The sequence below is a fragment of the Nitrosomonas sp. genome, assembly GCF_022842015.1.
In the GTDB taxonomy this organism is placed as follows: Bacteria; Pseudomonadota; Gammaproteobacteria; order Burkholderiales; family Nitrosomonadaceae; genus Nitrosomonas.
Map to the genome: position 1 here is coordinate 1 of NZ_JALHQJ010000106.1, position 6,632 is coordinate 6,632.

Sequence of the window (6,632 nt, forward strand, 5' to 3'; positions counted from 1 at the left end):
TTGACAGGGATCCGTTCTTCCAGATTGACATAGCTAAAAAGCTGTTGTTGCGAGTGTTCAATTCCGCGCATGATTTATGAGGTGAGTGGGTTCCATCAAATTTTACCCGACTCGGTGGGCTTTTCAACGGCCTGCTAGGTCACCCACTAAAAACAAGTAACTCAACATAAAATATATAACAAACTGAATTCAAACATATATACCACTTAACATTACTAACAAAAATAATTGTTATAATTCTTGACGTGGTCAATATTCCCACGTATAGTACTGACGTGCGGGAAAATATCTCGCAGTATTTGATGTCACCCATCAGGATTAGGAAAAACTAAATTGATGAGAATTTAATTTTCAAAGGAAAACCACAATGAAATTAATGACGGAAAAATCCGCAGTGATTACAGTGACCGGAACATTAGCGGCCTACGTAATATCGTCACTTCTTTATGAAAGAAATTCAGCGACATAAAAGCTTAATCTATCAAGCTACTTGGTGATGCGAGTATGTTGTGAGCAGATGGCAGTATTAATGGCTGGCTGATATTGATAAGTTATTCAAATAATAAATCTAATTGTAATAGCTAATTTTGAGTCGAAGAAATAGCCATAGTAACAAACACATATAAATATGGTCTTTTGCTCATTTTACACAGCTCAAATTCAACTCTCGCCTCGAGATAATTTCTCGGCTCACGAAATCAGCCATCATCAAGCTATAGCTTAATATAATTAATTTATATAACTGCTTAAAATGGATTTTTTCGCCTGGGAATTTATTAAATCTGATAAATCACTGGTCGACGGGCTTTGTAATACTATGTTAGGAAACACAAGCTTCTAACATTTCACCTAGAAAAGTCACCAGATCTACCGACAGATTAAATGCATTAAGTGATGCTTTTGTGGAATTCGCACGCAGTATTCGGGGGAGTACTGTCAGTAACTGAAGAGATTATGGCTCAAGATCTTCATGTTTAGGTTTGCGACCACACTTTCCAAAAAACATACAACTCTATGATAAATAAAATGATTATATTAGAATCTCAATTTCTGATCAGAAATAGAACAGTACTCGAAAGCAGCTATTGCACAAGGGAACTCAATGAAGGGTGTTATTTAAGAAATCCAAGGCGCAAATAATAGCTTTCATTCACAAGCAAAATCAAGTGAATTAGATAACTTTTTGAAGCAATTTATTAAATTTTAGGTAGTATCAGCAACCTCTTCAAACTCATCATAGGAATCTTACATGAATGGAGATAATCTCTTGAAATCACATATTATTTTATCGAATATAATGCAACGAACAAATGCCACATCCATAGCAATATTATTTATCATGCACATGATTCTTGCTCCTTGGGTATCAGCACAAGCAGCGCCACTACCCCCCGGAACCACTGGGGTGAAATGGAATCCAGGCCATTATTACACCATTCAAAATTGGGCAAACGACGACCCGATCTACATGGCAAAAGTTTACAAAGAACTACAAGCAACGCCCGCACTACGAGGAATGCAACTACGGTATTTATGGGGCTGGTTGGAGAAATCTCCCGGCGTATATGATTTCTCATCCATCGACAAGCATCTTGCCAAACTCACTGCCATGAACAAACGCCTGGTTATTCAGGTACAGACAAAATCATTCGAAGCTGACTGGAAGCTCATACCGGATTATTTAAAAGCGCCTAAATATGAAGGTGGTGCATTTCCATTCAAAGATTGGGGCTCAACAACCATTGATGGTCGAAACATTAAATTATGGAATCCCTATGTACGCGACCGCTTGATCGCCTTGTTCAAGGCATTGGGTCAACGCTACAATTCTCATCCAAATTTCGAAGGTATCGGCATGATAGAAACGGCTATGGGGCAAGCGGTAACACCGCTGACAACGGCTCAGGCTGATAAATGGTTTGACAATTTAATCATTGTGCAACAGAAAGCGCGTACATTTTTTCCCAACACCATGACGATTCAAGAAATAAACTATCCACGCGAATATCTCAAGCAAATCACTTCAGCGATGGTAAAAATGGGAGGAACTATCGGCTGTCCAGATGTTTATCCTGATGAACCAGGGTTAAACTTTCCTGGAGATCAATATTCTCCTCCAGGCGCTTATAAGTATTTCTCTCAACTTTCGGGCACTCTACCTATCGCACCGACAGTTGAGAAAGTCAATTATTTAAATACGCGCGGCGATAAAAAAGGTCACGTACCAACTATCCAAGAACTACTTGTATTCGCACGCGATGATTTAAAATCCAATTACATATTTTGGCAACGCATTCCAGAATACGTCAATAAAGTATTAGAGGTAATGAACTATAACAATCAAAAAACTACACCATCAGGTGGCTTGGCAGCAGCCTGCCCGAGCGCTTATTCTTCTTGTATAAGGAATTAATCTTATAGTAAGTAGTAGTCGCTACCAGATCACTGGGGACCTAATAGCACTAAGCAATACTTTTTGTGGGATGCATACGCGGTATTCTGGAAAGTACTTATTTTGTAAGCAACCCAAGCAATTTTCGCACGAGGCCTTCATTAATAGGATTACGCACCTCGTATCCCATAAAAAGTAACTATATGATAAGTAGGACAATCGAACTCTAACGAAATCTTAAGAGCTAACAACTTATTTAGTTCAACATTAAAAAACTTTCCAACTTTGAATAGCAGGCATTATCTTTTCTACATTATGCAGTTCTGAAAGGCGCTCACGAATTTCTCCAATCAGAAATAAAACAATACTCAGAAAAAGAGATTGCAGTAAGAAAAACTCAATGGAGGTAATCATATGTAGACAATTTTCATTTGCAGATTGCGGCATACCTTTCAAAACATTTCTTCAAATTTTAAACGACACAATAACCTGCTCATACACAACCAAGGAATCTGATATGAAAATTGATAACTTTATGAAACGAAACATTATCTTACCGATCATAAACTACCGAATAAATGCTCTATCCATTGTAGCTTTATTCGTTCTATGCATAATGCATACTTCTTTCGGAACAGTACAAGCAGCGCCACTACCTCCCGGAACCACTGGAGTAAAATGGAACCCAGGTCACTATTACACCATTCAAAATTGGGCTAATGATGACCCGATCTACATGGCACAGGTTTACAAAGAATTAAAAGCGACACCTGCATTGCGTGGAATGCAAATGCGTTTCTTATGGGGCTGGCTGGAGAAATCACCGGGCGTTTATGATTTCTCCATTATCGACAAGCATCTTTCCAAACTTACCGCCATGAACAAACGCCTGGTTATTCAGGTACAGACAAAGTCATTTGAAGCTGATTGGAAACTCATACCGGATTATTTAAAGGCAGCAAAATATGAAGGCGGCGCATTTCCATTCAGAGATTGGGGATCTAAAACTATCGACGGCTATAATATTAAGTTATGGAATGCTAATGTGCGTGACCGTCTGATAGCCTTACATAAGGCATTGGGTAAGCGCTACAACTCACACCCGAATGTTGAAGGTATTGGCATGATAGAAACGGCCATGGGGCAAGCGGTAAAACCATTAACGACAGCACAGACCGATAAATGGTTTGACAATTTAATCATTGTGCATCAGAAAATGCGCACATTTTTTCCCAACACCATGACGATTCAGGAAATCAACTACCCACGCGATTATCTGAAACAAATCACAACTGCAATGGTAAAAATGGGGGGGGCACTCGGTTGTCCGGATGTCTATCCGGATGAACCCGGTCTACATTTTTCTGGAAATCCCAAAGGTGCTTACCATCATTTTTCTGCGCTCTCAGGAGTTATACCTATCGCTCCGACAGTTGAGAAGGTCAACTATATAAATACTCGCGGTGATAAAAAAGGCCACGTACCGACCATCCAGGAGCTTCTAGTATTCGCGCGCGATGATTTAAAAGCCAATTATATATTCTGGCAACGCATCCCCAAGTATGTCAATCAAGTTTTAGAGGTAATGAGCTTTAAAACTCAAAGAACCACTCCTTCAGGGGGGTTGAAAGCAGCCTGCCCGAGTGCTTATGCTTCGTGCATAAAGAATTAATTACTTTATATCTGTAGTAGTCACGACCGGATTCGACAAACACTTCACCAAATTCCGTAACTGTCGGCTCAGGTCTGAACTACTACAGATAAGTCGTTGGTAGTTAGCCCTTTAATGTTACGCCAGAAAGTTACCTGCTTGATAAAACAGGCACCAAGACTACCGCCTCTCTAGTAGCCCTAAGTCGATGCTTCTGTGGATATTTATATGTCCATATCCTCATGAAAATGATCAGCAACACAAATAATTCTTGTAAAAATCCCCAAAGATAATTTTGTGTAACACAGTTTCAGCATAGCTTGGCAGGCAAGCCGAAGAGAATAAGAGCGATCATCTGAACATTGGATAGCACCAATCTTCTGCTTTTGCAGCAGCATTCAAAAATTCTCAGGCTCGATTTAGTAAGTATTATTTTCTGAATAGTGCCTTTCTGAAAGGCGCTCATGAATTTCTCCAAACAGAAATAGAACAATACTCGTCGAAACCAGAGATTGCCTTAAGAAAAACTCAAGGGAGGTGATCATATGTAATTAAAACGAAGAATATTTTATTTGCAGGTTGTATCAAATGAACTAAAAAATCTACTGAAGCAAGCCTCAAATATTAAGCAATACAACAATTTTCAAGAACTCATCAAAGGAAACATACATGAATAGAAAAAACTTCATGAAATCGAGAATTATCTTACCCACTATGAACCGACGGATAAATGCTCTATCCATTGCAGCATTATTCGTCATCTGCATGACACTAGCTCCTTGGGGAATAGCAGGTGCAGCCCCGAGCAGCGGAATAAAATGGCATCCCGGCCACTATTACACGATACAGAATTGGGCTAATGACGACCCGATCTACATGGCAAAAGTTTATAAAGAACTAAAAGCAACGCCTGCATTGCGTGGAATGCAACTACGGTACTTATGGGGCTGGCTGGAAAAATCTCCCGGCGTATATGATTTCTCATCCATCGACAAGCATCTTGCCAAACTCACTGGCATGAACAAACGCTTGGTTATTCAGGTGCAGACAAAATCATTCGAGGCTGATTGGAAGCTCATTCCAAATTATTTGAAGGCTCCTAAATATGAAGGCGGAGTATTTGCATTCAGAGACTGGGGATCTAAAACTATAGACGGCCATAATATTAAGTTATGGAATCCCAATGTGCGTGACCGTCTGATAGCCTTATACCGGGCACTGGGTAAGCGCTACAATTCTCACCCGAATGTTGAAGGTATCGGCATGATAGAAACGGCCATGGGACAAGCGGCAAAACCGTTAACAAAGGTTCAGGCTGACAAATGGTTTGACAATTTAATCATCGTACAGCAGAGAATGCGTACATTTTTCCCCAACACCATGACGATTCAAGAGATCAACTATCCACGCGAATATCTCAAGCAAATCACTTCAGCGATGGTAAAAATGGGGGGGGCACTCGGTTGTCCGGATGTGTATCCTGATGAACCAGGGTTGAATTTTCGTGGTAATCAATATTCTCCCCAAGGCGCTTACAAGTATTTCTCTCAACTTTCAGGCGTTGTACCTATCGCGCCGACAGTTGAGAAAGTCAATTATTTAAATACGCGCGGCGATAAAAAAGGCCATGTGCCAACAGTTCAGGAGCTTCTTGTATTCGCACGCGATGATTTAAAGTCCAATTATATATTCTGGCAACGCATCCCTAAGTATGTCAATCAAGTTTTAGAGGTAATGCGCTGGAAAAGGCAAACTAGCACTCCGTCCGGTGGCTTAAGATCTGCCTGTCCAAAGGCATATCCTTCCTGTATATGGAATTAATATTTTACTGATATACAGTAATCACGATCTGCCCTGACAATCACCCGATTTAACGTAGTGATTGTCAGGGCAGATATACATCAAGTACGAGAAGTGTCGCCTAGCTCGACTACCGAACACGGCAAACTAATCTTGTGTTTGATATATTAATCCATTAAGAACCACCCATAAAAATTATCTGATTACACTTATCCATTCTAGCAGCTAAGAATTCACCACCCCTATCAAACCGGGATTACTAGCAATAAATCGTAGATCGACCCTGTAAAATCATGCCAGAAAATCACCTTCCAGACGCTCACCTTCAGCTCTGCCGATATCCACTCGCGTTGTGCAGATACTTATGTCTTATTTGTAGAGCAGTATTTCTGTACTCTAGCAGCAACATAACAGTCCTTGCACAAGCTTTATACGCCTAATTATCAGGCAATAATTGCCGATATTTCCGACAATTATTATCAAGCTTATGATAAGAAAAACAATTATATTGCCACTTAATAAAGCCAACATTCTGTATTTATTCTAGAATTCAAAAATTTCCCTCTGCAGTATAGTGATCATTATCTTCTTTGATAAAGTTTTATTCTGAAAAGTGATCACAAATTTCTCCGATCACAAACAAAACAGTATTCAAAAAAGAGATTGCACTAGGAAATACTCAATGGGGATATTAAACACTCAAGATGTTAACGTTTTTTATTTACTGGCCCCATTAGGTTCATCAGATAACCTTTTGAAGTAATTCTTCGAATTTTTCGTAGTACCAGT

At 39.7% G+C, this 6,632-nt stretch carries 3 protein-coding genes; all 3 read left to right on the plus strand.

What is annotated here, in order from left to right; genetic code table 11:
• Positions 1-1,249 precede the first annotated feature (1,249 nt).
• The 3 genes from Q0C11_RS14045 to Q0C11_RS14055 all read left to right on the plus strand — a co-directional run bounded on the left by Q0C11_RS14045 (position 1,250) and on the right by Q0C11_RS14055 (position 5,864).
• A complete protein-coding gene (locus tag Q0C11_RS14045) occupies positions 1,250-2,413 on the plus strand; it encodes a glycoside hydrolase (protein ID WP_293009016.1) in 1,164 nt (387 codons plus the stop codon).
• 496 nt (positions 2,414-2,909) lie between these two features.
• Complete coding sequence (locus tag Q0C11_RS14050; protein ID WP_293009018.1) at positions 2,910-4,064, plus strand: glycoside hydrolase; 1,155 nt, start codon at positions 2,910-2,912, stop codon at positions 4,062-4,064.
• Positions 4,065-4,712: 648 nt separating this feature from the next.
• Positions 4,713-5,864, plus strand: coding sequence for a glycoside hydrolase (locus Q0C11_RS14055; RefSeq protein ID WP_293009020.1), 1,152 nt, complete (start codon positions 4,713-4,715; stop codon positions 5,862-5,864).
• Positions 5,865-6,632: the final 768 nt, after the last annotated feature.

Excerpts from the sequence above, each read along its gene's own strand:
- Q0C11_RS14055 (WP_293009020.1), top strand. The coding sequence starts at position 4,713 with ATGAATAGAAAAAACTTCATGAAATCGAGAATTATCTTACCCACTATG.
- Q0C11_RS14045 (WP_293009016.1), top strand. The coding sequence starts at position 1,250 with ATGAATGGAGATAATCTCTTGAAATCACATATTATTTTATCGAATATA.
- Q0C11_RS14050 (WP_293009018.1), top strand. The coding sequence starts at position 2,910 with ATGAAAATTGATAACTTTATGAAACGAAACATTATCTTACCGATCATA.